14 protein-coding genes are annotated in these 14,609 nt (G+C 36.0%); 4 read left to right on the forward strand and 10 right to left on the reverse strand.

Features of this window, described 5'->3' with window-relative positions; translation table 11 throughout:
- The first annotated feature begins 26 nt into the window (after nt 1-26).
- Entirely contained in the window at nt 27-587 is a 561-nt protein-coding gene (locus tag LEP1GSC049_RS221495) for an LIC_11695 family lipoprotein (protein WP_004751835.1), read from the forward strand.
- A gap of 449 nt (nt 588-1,036) precedes the next feature.
- A complete protein-coding gene (locus LEP1GSC049_RS221490; RefSeq protein WP_004751933.1) occupies nt 1,037-1,603 on the forward strand; it encodes an LIC_11695 family lipoprotein in 567 nt (188 codons plus the stop codon).
- A gap of 212 nt (nt 1,604-1,815) precedes the next feature.
- On the opposite strand, the gene LEP1GSC049_RS221485 is transcribed toward LEP1GSC049_RS221490, so the two are convergent.
- Nucleotides 1,816-3,012, reverse strand: coding sequence for a polysaccharide deacetylase family protein (locus LEP1GSC049_RS221485; protein ID WP_004763210.1), 1,197 nt, complete (start codon nt 3,010-3,012; stop codon nt 1,816-1,818).
- Between the two features lie 45 nt (nt 3,013-3,057).
- The gene (tyrS, locus tag LEP1GSC049_RS221480) at nt 3,058-4,275 is read right to left on the reverse strand and encodes a tyrosine--tRNA ligase (protein WP_004752224.1); all 1,218 of its coding nucleotides are present in this window, start codon (nt 4,273-4,275) and stop codon (nt 3,058-3,060) included.
- A gap of 32 nt (nt 4,276-4,307) precedes the next feature.
- On the opposite strand from tyrS, the gene LEP1GSC049_RS221475 reads away from it, so the two are divergent.
- The gene (locus LEP1GSC049_RS221475; RefSeq protein ID WP_004758902.1) at nt 4,308-5,960 is read left to right on the forward strand and encodes a glycerol-3-phosphate dehydrogenase/oxidase; all 1,653 of its coding nucleotides are present in this window, start codon (nt 4,308-4,310) and stop codon (nt 5,958-5,960) included.
- 79 nt (nt 5,961-6,039) lie between these two features.
- Here the strand turns inward: LEP1GSC049_RS221475 and LEP1GSC049_RS221470 are convergent, their stop codons facing one another.
- The 7 genes from LEP1GSC049_RS221470 to LEP1GSC049_RS221440 all read right to left on the reverse strand — a co-directional run bounded on the left by LEP1GSC049_RS221470 (nt 6,040) and on the right by LEP1GSC049_RS221440 (nt 11,867).
- Entirely contained in the window at nt 6,040-6,381 is a 342-nt protein-coding gene (locus LEP1GSC049_RS221470) for a hypothetical protein (protein WP_004752405.1), read from the reverse strand.
- A 135-nt stretch (nt 6,382-6,516) separates the two neighbouring features.
- Entirely contained in the window at nt 6,517-8,274 is a 1,758-nt protein-coding gene (rpoD, locus tag LEP1GSC049_RS221465) for an RNA polymerase sigma factor RpoD (RefSeq protein WP_004752699.1), read from the reverse strand.
- 16 nt (nt 8,275-8,290) lie between these two features.
- Entirely contained in the window at nt 8,291-10,087 is a 1,797-nt protein-coding gene (gene dnaG / locus LEP1GSC049_RS221460; RefSeq protein WP_016560352.1) for a DNA primase, read from the reverse strand.
- Between the two features lie 18 nt (nt 10,088-10,105).
- The gene (locus LEP1GSC049_RS221455) at nt 10,106-10,552 is read right to left on the reverse strand and encodes a GatB/YqeY domain-containing protein (RefSeq protein ID WP_004752694.1); all 447 of its coding nucleotides are present in this window, start codon (nt 10,550-10,552) and stop codon (nt 10,106-10,108) included.
- A gap of 49 nt (nt 10,553-10,601) precedes the next feature.
- Nucleotides 10,602-10,811: a 30S ribosomal protein S21 gene (gene rpsU / locus LEP1GSC049_RS221450; protein WP_000232823.1), complete on the reverse strand. Its 210-nt coding sequence runs from the start codon at nt 10,809-10,811 to the stop codon at nt 10,602-10,604.
- Nucleotides 10,812-10,988: 177 nt separating this feature from the next.
- Nucleotides 10,989-11,201 (reverse strand): hypothetical protein, encoded by a 213-nt coding sequence (locus LEP1GSC049_RS221445; RefSeq protein WP_002176753.1) that lies wholly within the window; start codon nt 11,199-11,201, stop codon nt 10,989-10,991.
- A 222-nt stretch (nt 11,202-11,423) separates the two neighbouring features.
- Nucleotides 11,424-11,867 carry a hypothetical protein gene (locus tag LEP1GSC049_RS221440; protein ID WP_004752487.1) on the reverse strand — a complete coding sequence of 148 codons (444 nt, stop codon included), beginning with the start codon at nt 11,865-11,867 and terminating at the stop codon, nt 11,424-11,426.
- 164 nt (nt 11,868-12,031) lie between these two features.
- On the opposite strand from LEP1GSC049_RS221440, the gene fbp reads away from it, so the two are divergent.
- On the forward strand, nt 12,032-13,060 hold the full coding sequence (gene fbp / locus LEP1GSC049_RS221435; RefSeq protein WP_004752252.1) for a class 1 fructose-bisphosphatase: 1,029 nt from the start codon (nt 12,032-12,034) through the stop codon (nt 13,058-13,060).
- Nucleotides 13,061-13,460: 400 nt separating this feature from the next.
- Here fbp and lvrB read toward each other — a convergent pair whose 3' ends face one another.
- Nucleotides 13,461-14,609: a hybrid histidine kinase/response regulator LvrB gene (gene lvrB / locus LEP1GSC049_RS221430; RefSeq protein WP_004751688.1), complete on the reverse strand. Its 1,149-nt coding sequence runs from the start codon at nt 14,607-14,609 to the stop codon at nt 13,461-13,463.

The raw sequence follows: 14,609 nt of genomic DNA on the forward strand, positions 1-14,609 counted from the left end.
ACAAAGTTTAAGGAGATTTAAATTCAATGAAAAAAATGATAAGGATAGTATTGGCGATCGTTTTGATATTCGCTAACTTATCTTTTTGTAAGCAGGAGGATAATATAAACGTAAATGAAATTCTTGGGTTTTTACTTTTAAAGAAAACTTCTGAAAGTGTGGGTGAAAGTTTGGGACTTACAATTGCGTTTAGTCATAGATTAAGAAGACCTAATGGAGAAATTTTTTCATGTAAGGAATATTCAACCGCTTATTTAGACAAAAGAGCGGAATGGGATGGAAGTATTGAAAGGTTTGCAAAGGACCTCAAGGCTGGAATCAATTTAGATTTAGTAATTGATCGTGTAGATGGTCCTTGTTCGGTTCCAAATAAAGTAAGCGCTTGTATCTACGAAGGAGAAGGAGGAGTAAACTCTCCAATTCCTCATTCTTATTCCTATGCTGGAGAAAGGGAGTTTTGGGTTCCTACGATGCATTTTTACCAATTACCGGTTCAAACTGCAAAAGAAGCTTGTACGGATACTACAATCAATCGTGGAATTGCCTCAGAGTATAAATGTTACGCTCAAGGGCGATGTTGGGAATAAATGTAATTTAAAATATTATAATTTATTTATTATCATTAGAGTTGTTGAAAAATGAATTCTTCATCCGTTTCTATTGTGTTGAAATAGACAATTGAAGCGGTTTTTTAAATCTGAACGGCGGAATTTTTCAACAACCCTGCTTTAGATAATTGTGTGAATCGATTTTTCTTTGTATCAGAGATTTAATGTTGTGTGTATTGATATTCGAGTTTTTACGGGCCTCAAAAAAATAAAAACAAATTTTAAGATAATAAAAAATATTCTTTATGACAAGTTCACGTTAAATTAGAGCGAGTATATTATTTATTTGATAATAAGAATATTCTTTTTATTTAATTTTTAGAATTAGAGATTCAGTTCAAAAGATTAAAAAACCAGGAATTGGATTTTGAGGATTCATTATAAATTACAAAATATAAGAATCAAATTTTAAAAATATGGAGAACACGATGAAAAAAATAATGAAAATGGGAATCATCGTTTTGGTGATTTTTACATTATTACCTTTTTGTAAAAATGAACCGAAACAGGATCTACACGATATACTTGGAATTTTGCTTTTAAAACAAAATTCACAGAGTGAAGGAGAAAGTTTAGGGCTTACGATTGCGTTTAGTACTAGGTTTAAAAAGCCAAATGAAGAAATCCTTTCTTGCCATGAATGGACAAAGGCATTTTTAGATAAAAAAGCGCTTTGGAATCAATCTGCTCAAAATTTTGTAAAAAGAATGAAAGAAATATACGACTACGATATGGCTTACGATATTATAGACGGCCCTTGTGTAGTTCCCAATAAAGTAGCTGCTTGTAATTATGAAGGTTTTATGGGTATTAACGAACCAGTACCAAATGTATATTCCTATGCTGGAGAAAGAGAATACTTTGTGCCCATTTGGAACTCATATAATTTTGCTTTTGGAAATAGTAGTTCTGGAAAAGAGCTTTGTAATAATCTGCAGAGTTTTGGGCATGCAACTCATTATAAATGTTTTGCACCAGGACAGTGTTGGGAGTAACTGGAAGATTCATTCTTGATAATTATTTAATTTTGAAACAATGTTTTAGGATCAATTTTGATTTATCATAGATAAGAAAGAAAGGGATTTCTTTTAAATGATTTCAAAAAGCTAATTTGTTCGTTTTATCGTGAATTATCTGATTTCGTTAAACTATCAAATTGTATAAGAATTTGAGGAAATTCCTTTCTTTAAAAATTATGAAGTAACGATCAATCTTGACGATCGTTGATGATTTCCGGAACGGTTACAAAACTATACCCTTTCGAAAGCATTTCTTGGATAAAATCAGGTAGAATGTAAATCAGTTTTTCCGATTGTCTGGGAGAACCTAAGTGCATCAAAATGATGGCTCCGTTCATGCCGTTTTTATCTGCTTCCTCCCAGCGATATAAAAAATCGAGAGTTTCTGCTTTGGTTTTATAATTTGGATTGGGGACGATTCTGGTTTTTCCGGTTTGAGGATCTTTTTTATAAATGAATTTCTTATATACAAAATCTGGAATGTCTAAAGAACCCTCAGAGTTGTTACTCCAAAAAATATGGTGTGTGTAACCTAGTTTTCCGAAGGTTTGTATTACTAAAGGATCAAATCCTCCGTAAGGAAGTCTATAGTATTTAGTTAATGGTTTGCCGGTAATGGATTGGAATTTCTCTTCTACCATTTTCATTTCTTGTTGTAGAAAATTCGCATCTGGGATCTCATTGGAAATGTAACTCAGTAATGCTCTTTTGTGAAGAGAGGTTTCATATAAGCTTCTTGGAATATTATAATGACTCCAAGTATGATTTCCAAAAACGACTCTGTTTCCTAATTCAGATAGTTTTTTTAAATAATATAAGTTGGTATTACTAAAAAAAGAACCGTTTTTAAGAGCCGGATTCTCGTTTGAAACGAACAAAGTGATTTTAATCGGAAATTGAGAAAGATATTCGTAGATCAGTTTTAAATCTTCTCCGGTTCCAAGATCAAACGTAAGTGCAATTTCTTTAAAACGTGTATCTCCCCGATTGATGTTTTTTCCAATTTCGGAACCCGCAAGTGTTTCTAAGTTTGTTTTGTTTTGTGCGACCTGATCGGATAAATCTCCATCCGGGATCGTGTCGTAAAAATCCGATTTGAATTTTAGAAGTTCTTCCTCTTTTTGTTGTTCTTCAAGACGAAGAGAGGTTAACGTTTCTTCCAAGTCGGTGATGTGAATCGTTTGTTTTTCTACGGTAGTTTCCAATTTGAAGATTTTATTGGTTAGAGTAAGAGCGGAAATCGTACCTAAAAACGTAAAAAAACCGATCGAAAAAATGACACGAATCGTTTTGAATTTACGTTCGATTACTTCGGACTCAATTCCGTTCTTTTTAATTTCGGAAATTGTCCTGGAAAGTTCCGATGATTCTTCTTCGCTTAACATAAAGATTTGATTGAAATAAGGAATTTTGAATCCTTCAAATCATTTTTAGGAAATAATTTTCAAAAATTTACCTTTTTTTCCCTGTCTTATTAAATATTCTTTTCCTTTTTGAATCGAAAGTTTTTCGTCAGTGATCTTGTCTTCAGAAAGATAAAGTCCCCCCGCTTTGATCAATCTTCTTCCTTCGGAAACGGAAGGTAGAAAAGAAAGTTTACTTAATACCCAAACTAACAAAGGTTCTGGTGTTTCCGCAAAAAATTCGTCCCCTAATTTGATTTCTTTTACGTCATCCGGAACGGCTCTGGATTTAGGGTTGTGAATTTTTTTCCATTCCTGAATGGCCTCATCATTTTCAGAAGGAGATGAAAATTGATCCATGATCAATTTTGCAAGTTCTGTTTTCACTTCTTTGGGATGAAGTTCTTTTTTTGACATTCCATTCTTTCTATTTTCGATTTCAGACAACGGAAGATCGGTTAAAAGTTCAAAATAGTTCCACATTAGATCATCACTGATCGACATAAGTTTTCCGAACATATCAATTGGAGTTTCGGTGATCCCAACGTAATTTCCGAGAGACTTGGACATCTTTTTGGATCCGTCCAGTCCTACAAGTAACGGAAGAGTTAAAACACACTGCGCTTCTTTTCCATATTCTCTTTGTAAGTCTCTTCCCACGAGAAGATTAAATTTCTGATCGGTTCCGCCTAACTCTACGTCACATTCCATTGCAACGGAATCGTAACCTTGTACTAAAGGATATAAGAATTCTATCATAGAGATAGATTGGCCCGCTTTATAACGTTTACTAAAATCGTCTCTTTCGAGCATTCTAGCTACGTTATATTTAGAACTAAGAACCAAAACGTCTTCGAAATTCATTTTAGAACACCAACTTGAGTTATAGACGATTTTAGTTTTAACCGGGTCTAAAACTTTAAAAACTTGGTTCTGATAAGTTTTTGAGTTTTCTAAAACTTCTTCTCTCGAAAGCCTTTTTCTAGTTTCTGATTTTCCGGTAGGATCTCCGATCATTGCGGTAAAGTCTCCTAGTAAAAAAGAAACCTCATGACCCAAGTCTTGGAAATGTTTTAATTTTTTAAGTTGAACAAAATGACCTAAATGAAGGTCGGGAGCGGTCGGATCAAAACCCGCTTTGATTTTAAGAGTTTTTTTCTTTTGAAGTTTGGATTTTAATTCCTCTTCGCTAATCAGATCAACGGTGCCGCGACGGATGATTTCGATTTGTTTTTGAATGTCCATGAAAGAAAATCCGAATTGGATTGTGAAATTTAATGCAAATTTGTAGGGGGGAAGAAACCTGTAAAGCAGGAAGAGTTCTCAAAATGGAAAAACAAAAACGATTCGAACAAATTTCAAAACTACAAAAAGAATCCTTTGATATTTTAGTAATCGGAGGTGGATCTACAGGTGCCGGAGCTGCTTTTGATGCTGCAAGAAGAGGTTATAAAACGGCTCTGATTGAAAAAAAAGATTTTGCTTCGGGAACTTCTTCCCGTTCCACCAAACTGATTCATGGCGGGGTCCGTTATTTAGCTCAGTTCCATTTCAAATTGATTCACGAGGCTTTGACGGAGAGACAACGATTATTGGAAAATGTACCTCACTTAGTCAAACCGCTTAAGTTCGTTCTACCTGCGTATCGATTTTACGAAAGACCATATTACGGAATTGGTCTTACTCTTTATGATCTTCTTGCGTCTAAAGGAAAACTTCCTTTTCATAAAACGGTTTCTAAATCCGAAACAATTTCCGAGTTTGAAGCGATTAAAAGAGACGGTCTATTTGGTGGAATCACCTATTACGACGCTCAGTTTAATGATGCTCGTTTGAATGTTCTTCTGGCAAGATCCGCACAAAAAGAAGGAGCCGTAGTAGCCAATCGGGTGGAACTCGTTTCCTTTATTAAAAAGAATGGAAAGATTGTAGGAGCCAATCTCAAGGATTTAGAGACCACAAAAACGTTTCCAGTTTATACAAAGGTAATCGCAAATACAACTGGAATCTGGGTAGATCACATTCGTAAGTTAGACGATCCAAGAACGTTTAACGTGCTTTCTCCTAGTCAAGGGATTCATTTAGTATTTTCCAAAGAAAAAATTCCTTGTAAATCCGCCATGATCATTCCGAAAACAAAGGATGGACGAGTCGTATTTATCATTCCTTGGGAAGATCACGTGATTCTTGGAACCACAGATACTCCGATCGAAAATCCAGGCGAAGAACCACTTCCGATCGGAAATGAGGTTCAATTTTTATTGGATACTGGGAATGAATATTTGGAAAATCCAGTCACTGAAAAAGATATTCTTTCCGTGTTTGTAGGGATACGCCCTTTGATTTCACCAGAAGGAAATCAGGATACTAAAAATATTTCGAGAGAGGAAGTGATTTTAGTTTCTAACTCAGGTTTGGTTACTATGGGAGGAGGAAAATGGTCCACATATAGGAAGATGGCTGAGGATTTGGTGGATAAGCTAATCCAAGTCGGGAACCTAGAAGTTCGAGAAGAATGTTCTACCAAATTTTATACTTATCCCGGAGCCGCAAATTATTCAGAGTCTCTTTATCAGGAGATTGAGAAAACGTATAAGATCGATACTGTCTTTGCAAAAAGACTTCAAAATTATTATGGAACGGAAGTTTTCGAAGTTTTGGGTAAAAAGCCCAAACTTTTAGGAAAAGGAATTCCGTATTTTGAAGAGGAAGTTGTGTTTGCGGTTAACGAAGAATTTGCGTTAGGCGTCACAGATGTTCTCGCAAGAAGATTTAGAATTCTATTTGTGGATCTCGCCCTGGCGCAAAAGATGGTCGTTCCCATAGCTACGATTCTTGCCAATAAGTTAAAATGGAAGGAAAAGACAAAAAAGGCGGAAGAATCTTCCGCCTTGGATTTGATTGAAAGTTTAAGAAAGTCTTATCGTTGAGATTAGATCATTTCAGGAAAAATTAGAATATTAGAAATATTTAATTTTTTTGCGAAATTTAATATCGATTCCTAAATCGTTAAAAATAGCTTTCGATTAAGAAAAACCACAGAAGTGCCGTCCAGAACCAAAACATAGGAATATATAAAAAATATAATATTCCCTTCGACCATCCTCTTTTTTTAAAGGAATGAAATAGAATCGCACCGAAAATAAAACCTAAAGGCCATAATACGCTTGCGTACATGGCTACAAGCCAGACGTTATCTCCGTGTAAAGAATCGGGGTGTGGAAACAAAGATTGTGAAATCGGAAATACCAAATAGTACAATCCAAATCCCATCATCCCCATACTAAAAAATCCTATAAATTCAAAAAAGATAAAAGGGATAAAACCAAATTTAGTTAGAAATTGCCACATAGTTACCTGATTCTAAATTTAAATGGACCTGAAACTTTATGAAAAGAATTAGTTTTCTATTTTCTTTATATTGAATTTAAAACGAAGGGACGGAAATAGAAATTTTGAAAACAATTTTCAGTCCTTTTCGACAAATCAACCGTCAATATAGTCTTTCAATTTTTTAGAACGAGAAGGATGTCTCAGTCTTCTAAGAGCCTTCGCTTCGATCTGACGAATTCTCTCTCTCGTAACTTTAAATTGATAACCTACTTCTTCTAAAGTTTGAGGATAACCGTCATCCAAGCCGAAACGCATACGGATTACTTTCTGTTCTCGAGCTGGAAGAGTATGTAGCACTTGACGGATTTGTTCCGCTAAAATGCTGGAAGCCGCCGCATTTACGGGAGTTTCCACTTCTGTATCGGGAATAAAATCTCCTAGTTCTGAGTCTTCTTCTGAGCCTACAGGAATTTCCAGAGAAATCGGTTCTCTTGCAACATTCTTAACCATTTTCACTTTTTGAACAGGCCAACCAAGTCTTTCCGCAATCTCTTCGTTATTCGGATCACGTCCAAATTCTTGGATAAATAATCTGGTTTCACGAATTACCTTATTGACTTGTTCGATCATGTGAACTGGAACTCGAATCGTTCTTGCTTGATCGGAAATGGCGCGTGTAATCGCTTGACGAATCCACCAAGTAGCGTATGTGGAAAATTTATAACCTTTTTTATACTCGAACTTATCTACCGCTTTGATCAGACCTATGTTTCCTTCTTGAATCAAATCGAAGAAGTGCATACCACGATTCGCATAACGTTTTGCGATGGAAACCACGAGTCTAAGATTTGCCTTGACGAGTTCCTTTTTTGCCTGGGAGATTTCTCTTTCTCCCTTGATAATTTTTTCACCCCAGTCTTTGATTTCTTGGACCGTGGAGCCAGCTTCCTGTTCCATACGACGAAGTTTTCTTTCGTTATTTCGGATGTCTTTGATGACTTCTCGAACCTCGTCTATGTTGACTCCCATTTTGACTTCGATGTCGTCTAACTTTTCATTCTTTTCGATGAATCGATTAAACGCCTTGATGTCTCGGACGTCTTGACCGTATTGTGCTTTGATCTTTAAAAAATGACGATCTATTTCCTTGATTCTAAAGACCATGGATTTGATCTTTTGGGAAATTTTTTGAATTTCCTTTTGAGAAACTCCAAGTTCTCGAATCGCGTTGTAGATGATTTCCGTAGAAGCGTCTATCTTTTCCTTAAATTCCTTGTACTTTTTAGAAGTTTCAGAATACTTTCTAATTTTAGAAACAGCTTCTTGAAGAACCTTCTCCTGTTCTTGGATCACTAAAATATTTTTAAAAAATAATTCCTCTAGTTTGTGAGCTTCTTCCGCGTTGAGAGCGTACATTTTATCGACTCGAATCAGATCGTAAACCTTGATCTTTTTGCTTCGAATTTTAGGTAAAAGTTTAATATAATTCGCTCTGAGAATAGAGGAACTTAAGATCGTCTCTTCGATAATCTTTTCTCCCTTCTCAATTCTTTTTGCGAGAAAAACTTCTGTTTCACCGGAAATCAGACTTACCTTACCGATTTCTCTTAAGTAAAGTTTGATCGGATCTTCGGAACCACTTGTGGAAGCGGAGGATTCTTTTTTCTTTCTAGCTGGTTTAGAATCGTCTTTAGGAACGAGAGTGGAAGCGGGTTCCAGAGTGTTTCTGGTATATTCTTCTACGATTTCGATTCCCATCTCGTGTAGTAGTGTAAAAAAATCGTCTATCTTTTCCGAGTTCAGAATTTTATCGGGAAGTATTTCGTTAATATCATCGTAAGAAACTTCACCGTTTGCCTTTCCGAGGGAAATAATTTTCTGAACCTCGGGCATACTTTGTAGATTTTCCATTCGAACCCCTCTAAATTTATGTGGTTGATTGACTCCGGATATGTTCCAGAATCTTTTCTTTTTCTTTACGGTAAAAACTCAGTTCCGTAAATATTTCGGGCGTAAAAAAACGTTCTCTTTTTTGATCGAGTTCCCGAATTTTTTCCTCGATTCTAAATTTCTTTTGTTGTAACAAAAGAATTCTAAAAACCTTATGTAGCTCTCCTGGTTCCGTTTTTTCAGAATCCTCTTCTAAAAGATAAGGAGCCAGAATTTGTTTTAAATCCTCCGGAAGTTCGGAGGTTAAAATTCCTACCGGAGAAATCTCCCCTTCTCCCGTGTAGACTGTGTATAAATAATCCCAAAGATAAGAACTTGCAATGTCCATGAATTCCATCGAAGAAATTTCTTCCGAATACGAAAACAATCCAGTATGTTTTACGAGCATGGAAACGATCTTTCTTTCACAATCTAAGGCCGGACCAGAGATTCCCTGAACTTCCTTTAAGTTAGAACTATTATCGGCATTGGAAGGTCCATTCTTTGCACCGGTTCCACCTTTAAAATCTCTAAGAACCGCATCCATGCTGATTCCGAGTTTGTTTGCACCTAATCCGAGCAAGAATTGTTTGTCCGTTTCCCGACCTAGGGTTTGGATGAAGGAATATAAATTTTGAAGTGACTTTCTTTTTTTTTCCGGCAGCGTGCGGGAATCTGCATTTTCCAGCAATTCTTCTACAACAAATTCAGAACCCTGAATTCGATCGGAAAGTATTTCGTGTAATTCCGGTCTGCTAAGTGATTTAGATAGATCGAAAGGATCTTTTCTTTCCGGAAGTAAAACGATGGAACATTCCATTCCTTCTTTTAGACAGATTTCGGCGGCTCTTAACGCACCTTTCTTACCAGCTATATCTCCGTCTAAAACGAAAATTATCCTTTCTGCAAATTTTTTAAGAGTTCGAATGTGATTTTCTGTAATTGCGGTTCCCATAGAAGCGATAACGTTTTCGTAACCTCTTCTAACCAACCCGATTACGTCTAAATAACCTTCGACGAGCATCGCCTCCCCCGTCTTACGGACTCCTTCTCTGGCCTTAAAAAAATTATAAAACGTTCTACTTTTATCAAAGATCAATGAGGCTTGGCTGTTGATGTATTTTGCTTCTTTTCCCGGACCTAGAATTCTTCCTGAAAATGCTACCGTTCTGCCGGAAAGATCCAATACCGGAAACATGATTCTATCTCGGAAAAAATCGTAAGGACGTCCGTTACCGGTTTCTTTTTCTCTGAGAAGTCCTAGTTGAATTGCTCCAGAGATTTCTTCCTTAGTCTTTAACACTTCTTTGGCGAGTGTATCAAAACCTTCAGGGGCATAACCTAAGCCGAACAAACGAATTTCCGAATCTTCTATTTCTCTGGATTTAAGATAATCGAGCGCATTTTTACCCGTGGGAGTATGCAACAGATGTTGATAATATTCAGAAACCTTTAAGTTGATTTTATAAAGAAAGTCTGAAAATTCAGAGTTTTTAGAACTCTTTTCTTCAAGTGGAATTCCGGAATATTCGGAGAGAATTTCCAGAGATCTGGAAAAATCCACTCGTTCGTAACTCATTACAAAACGGATGAGATCTCCAGATGCCTTACATCCAAAACAGTAATAAAATTGTTTTTCTGCCGAAACGTTAAAAGAAGGAGATTTTTCTTGGTGAAATGGACAAAGACCTATAAAATTTTTGCCACGTTTTTTAAGAGGAATAAAACGAGATATATAGGACTCGATGGGGACTTCCCGGTGAATTCGATCGATGAAATCCTTTTTGTTGGACAAAGGGGGCTCACTTAGTATTTAGGAAAGCCTGGATTTAACAATTGCCGAAACTTTAGTACCGTCGATACTTTTTCCTTTGAACGCAGCCATCACCCGACCCATTACCTTTCCCATATCCTTTGCGGTCGGTTGTAATTCCGCAAAAATTTGATCGATTGTTTTGATCATCTCCGATTCTGGAATTTCAGGAGGAAGATATTCTTTGAGAACGGAAGCCTCACCTTCTTCTTGAGCTAAAAGATCGGTTCTTCCTGCTTTTTGGTACATTTGAATTGCATCTAAACGTTTTGCGTATGCTTTTTTGATCACGGAAACTACCTGATCATCTGCAAGTTCTTTGGCTCCGGTTTTAGTCAGTTCATATTGAATATCAGATTTAAGAAGACGAAGTGTAGAAAGATGAGGTTCTTTCTTTGTTTTCATCGCTTCTTTCAGGTCGTCATTGATTTTTATCTGCAAGGACATAGGTTTTTAGATTCGAGTCAATTGATTCCAAGTTTGACAAAGTCAGAGATTAGGCTTTGTCTTTTTTAGAGAAAAGGCGTTTTTTCTTTTCTGCTTTTCTTTTTGCGGATTCGATCGCTTTTTTCTTTTTAATGCTTGGTTTTTCAAAATATTCTCTGCGTTTAATTTCGCTCATGATTCCTGCGTTTGCACAGTCGCGCTTGAAACGTTTTAGAGCAGATTCGATCGACTCTCCGTCTTTTACAATAATTCCTACCATTCGATTTTTAGGTTCCTTTGTTTTAATTGCAATTCTCCAAATGAACACTTGGAGACAAAATACGTGAAAAAATAACTATTAATTTCTCGCGTAGAGAAATAGATAGACAAGATACACGATACCAGAAAAAGGGAGGATTCTGTCAAGTTTTTTACGACAAAATTTCAAAAAGGCATTTTAGGCGGCAAAAAATTCCGCTTTTTGAATCTCTGAAATTTCAATCTCTGCCACGATTCCGGATTTTCCATTTTTAATGACTACGTCTCCGTTCAATCTTCTGTTTTTATCCAGTTCAATTACGGTTCCGTTTTTAAGATGAAGTACGATGTCGATTCCTCTGTAATCAATGTATCGAGCCAGTGTTTTTTTGAACTTTTCCGTTTGATCCATTCTTTCCTCCGAGAATTGCCTCGTGAAAATTTACGGTACAAACGTTCATTCTCTGAAGAATTTTTTATAAAAGATTCATTTTCTGTGTGATTTCAGATTAGATAGAGTATTCAAAAATTGAGATTCATAAATTTCGCATTTTTGTGTTAGTCCCACATACTTGTTTTTTAGAAAAATGAGAATATTTTAATTCTAGATCGGTTACACTTCGCTTAACAAATGTCAGGTACTTTTAAAAGAAACGAGCAATTGTTTCCAAATTGGTTCGATCGAATCGATCGGAGAATTCAGTTCCATAAATTGAATTTCGTAATCTATAATGAGATGGTTTACTTGAAATACTACTTCGTTGAATCTTCCTTGTACAACTTCGATTTTACAATCCGGAGACAAGGTAAGCATCGATCTAGAATTGACTACGTATAGTTTATCGTATGGACGAAGATGAGCTTGTATAATGAGTTTAAGCTCTTTTATGATTTCGCCGGACTTTTGTTCTCCTAAAAGTTTAAAATAAGAATATAAATCCTGAAAATAAAAATGAGTGATTACGATTTCATTACTCAAAGAATTTCGAATATCTCTAATAATCTGATCTGAAAATTCCTCAAACGGATCTTCCGTAATTTTATACTTATGTGTGATCGGTTTGATTGAGGATTCCATCAGAAACTAACTCCTTTCTTTCTTACAAATATCGGATAAGAATCTTCTAAAAAATCGTAAGATTCTTTTGAGTTTTCATTTTCGGACTTTTTTACGAGATCTTTTCGCTTGAATTCACAGACCCACAAAAAAACTCTGTTGGAATCATTTTCTTAGAGGAATCTATGTCTGTTCATCCTACACAAACATTGAGTCTTTCCCAGTATTTAATCGAGGAACAACTCAAATTACCCCAGGCTACCGGAGATTTTACCGCTTTGATGAGTCATTTGGTTTATGCGGCTAAAATTGTTTCCAGAGAGGTTCGAAAAGCGGGACTTTTAGAAAATATTTTAGGCTCGACGGAAACTGTCAACGTTCAAGGGGAAACTCAAATGAAATTGGACGAATACGCGGATAAGGTTTTTAATCATACACTGACTCGTTCGGGTCATCTTTGTATTTTAGGAAGTGAAGAACACGAAGAAACTGTTCCGGTTCCAAACGGGTATAAAATCGGCAAGTATACAATCGCAATCGATCCGTTAGACGGTTCTTCTAATATAGATGCAAACGTTTCTATCGGAACTATTTTTTCCGTTCATTTGAGAAAAAGCCCCGGTGGTACTCCGGGAACGTTAAGCGATCTTTTACAACAAGGTTCTGGACAAAGGGCCGCTGGTTACGTTTTATACGGATCTTCTACAATGCTCGTTCTTTGTACCGGCAAAGGAGTTTCCGGATTTACGTTAGACCCTTCTTGCGGTGAATTTATACTTTCTCATCCGGATATGCAGATCCCGGAAACGGGTGGAATCTATTCCATCAACGAAGGAAACTATAACTATTGGTCCGACGAAGTAAAAAATTATATCCGTGACATTAAATCGATTGAAGGAGGTAAAAAACCTCAATCAGGTAGATACATCGGTTCCTTAGTTGCAGATTTTCATAGGAATCTTCTAAAAGGAGGAATCTTTCTCTATCCAAATGATACTAAGTCCACGAAATATCCGAACGGTAAATTAAGACTTCTTTATGAAGCGGCTCCTATGGCTTTTATCGCGGAACAGGCGGGTGGTATGGCTGTGACTGTTTATGGAGAACGAATTTTGGATCTTACTCCTAAAGAACTTCATGAACGTACGACTTTGGTTGTGGGAAGTAAAAAGGAAGTGGAACATTTCTTAAAGTTTGCTCCTAAAAAATCTTGATCTAGAATAAAACATTCTCGATACGTTATACGAAACTGTTCGGGAATGTTTTCTCGTGAGATTCTATTATTTATAAATTATATTGTGGGAAAAATTAGTCTTCTTTCATTCTTTTCGTTAAAATAAATCGATAAAACTGTTTTGTAACCCATAGATATGGATTTTTTCAAGCAACTCTGCAGAAATGCCTATAATTTCTGATTTCCCAGTCAAATTCTGAAAATCCTAGAACTACCATTTTTTTAATTTTCTTATTTCGAATATATATTAAATTAGAATAATATTATAAAAAAATAAAATATTAAAAAGAGATGAAGATTCTGAGAAATCTATCTATATTAGACGGCTTACAAATACTGTAATTTATGGAAATTGCAAGCGTTTTTTAGTAAGGCGACAATTATTGAACACTCGGGTCAAAGATAGGAACTCTCAGATAAAAACGAGTGTATTTCCCAGGCTCGCTTTCAAAATTCAAGCTTCCTCCGTGTTCTTTTGCAATTCCTAAACTAACCGATAAACCGAGCCCAGTTCCTTTGTCAGCAGACTTAGTAGTGAAAAAAGTTTTAAATATAGATTTTTGGATGTCGATCGGAATTCCTGTGCCAAAGTCTTGAACTGAAAATTCAGCATATTTTTTATGATTTTCTTCTACGATAGAATTTTCTAAAATGACCCTCTTTTCGACGTCATATTCTGGATATTTTTGGTTCAAACTATCCACGGCGTTATTGACTAAGTTCAAAAGGATTTGAAGAATTTGTCCTTCCCTACATTGAATCGAATATCCAGGCTCTACGTTTTTCCAAGAAGCGTCTATCCGATTCATTTTAAAAATTTGTTGTGTAATCGATTCTAATTTTACAAGTATTTCTCCTACTTCTACTGGATAAAGTGAACCTTTGTCGTCTCTGGAAAATCGGAGAAGGTTTTTCATAATGGTAGAAATCCGCGCGCTTTCGTCCCGAATTTTGGAAGCTAACTGTTTTGCCTTTTCCGAATCCACCTCCCCTTTTGCGATCATTGCCGCATATTCCGAAATTGCAATTAGAGGATTGTTGATCTCATGCGCCATTGTTCCAGCCATCACTCCCATTGCTTCTAGTTTTTGGCTTTGTCTGAGTTGTTCTTCTAATTCATATCTTTCTTTTTCAGCCTTAATTCGTAATTCATGATCTTCTAATTCGTGTAAGGCTCTTTGTACTGCAGGAAGAAGTTTTTCGATTCTATCTTTAAGTACATAATCGGTCGCTCCCATGGTAAGAGTTTGTATGGCAGCTTCTTCTCCGTAAGTACCCGAAACAAATATGAACGGAGTTGTAGGACAGATCTTCTTTGCTAACTTCAAAGCGGAGAATCCGTCGTATTTAGGAAGACTAAAATCAGATAGAATGAGATGGGGTTTTTGATCCAGGATTGCCTGGAAGAATCCTTCCGAATCGCTGACATGAATTGGATAATAATCGATTTTGGCTCGATTCAATTGTCTTTGAATCAATTCCAAGTCGACTAAAGAATCTTCTAAGAAAAGGAATTTCCATTTATTCAT

This window comes from Leptospira kirschneri serovar Cynopteri str. 3522 CT (assembly GCF_000243695.2).
Taxonomy (GTDB): domain Bacteria; phylum Spirochaetota; class Leptospiria; order Leptospirales; family Leptospiraceae; genus Leptospira; species Leptospira kirschneri.

What these genes read in the sequence shown, in the direction of transcription:
- LEP1GSC049_RS221440 (WP_004752487.1), bottom strand. Translation starts at nt 11,867, where the DNA reads ATGGAATCCTCAATCAAACCGATCACACATAAGTATAAAATTACGGAA.
- LEP1GSC049_RS221475 (WP_004758902.1), top strand. Translation starts at nt 4,308, where the DNA reads ATGCAAATTTGTAGGGGGGAAGAAACCTGTAAAGCAGGAAGAGTTCTC.
- LEP1GSC049_RS221445 (WP_002176753.1), bottom strand. Translation starts at nt 11,201, where the DNA reads ATGGATCAAACGGAAAAGTTCAAAAAAACACTGGCTCGATACATTGAT.
- rpoD (WP_004752699.1), bottom strand. Translation starts at nt 8,274, where the DNA reads ATGGAAAATCTACAAAGTATGCCCGAGGTTCAGAAAATTATTTCCCTC.
- lvrB (WP_004751688.1), bottom strand. Translation starts at nt 14,609, where the DNA reads ATGAATAAATGGAAATTCCTTTTCTTAGAAGATTCTTTAGTCGACTTG.
- LEP1GSC049_RS221455 (WP_004752694.1), bottom strand. Translation starts at nt 10,552, where the DNA reads ATGTCCTTGCAGATAAAAATCAATGACGACCTGAAAGAAGCGATGAAA.
- LEP1GSC049_RS221490 (WP_004751933.1), top strand. Translation starts at nt 1,037, where the DNA reads ATGAAAAAAATAATGAAAATGGGAATCATCGTTTTGGTGATTTTTACA.
- LEP1GSC049_RS221495 (WP_004751835.1), top strand. Translation starts at nt 27, where the DNA reads ATGAAAAAAATGATAAGGATAGTATTGGCGATCGTTTTGATATTCGCT.
- fbp (WP_004752252.1), top strand. Translation starts at nt 12,032, where the DNA reads ATGTCTGTTCATCCTACACAAACATTGAGTCTTTCCCAGTATTTAATC.
- tyrS (WP_004752224.1), bottom strand. Translation starts at nt 4,275, where the DNA reads ATGGACATTCAAAAACAAATCGAAATCATCCGTCGCGGCACCGTTGAT.
- rpsU (WP_000232823.1), bottom strand. Translation starts at nt 10,811, where the DNA reads ATGGTAGGAATTATTGTAAAAGACGGAGAGTCGATCGAATCTGCTCTA.
- LEP1GSC049_RS221485 (WP_004763210.1), bottom strand. Translation starts at nt 3,012, where the DNA reads ATGTTAAGCGAAGAAGAATCATCGGAACTTTCCAGGACAATTTCCGAA.
- LEP1GSC049_RS221470 (WP_004752405.1), bottom strand. Translation starts at nt 6,381, where the DNA reads ATGTGGCAATTTCTAACTAAATTTGGTTTTATCCCTTTTATCTTTTTT.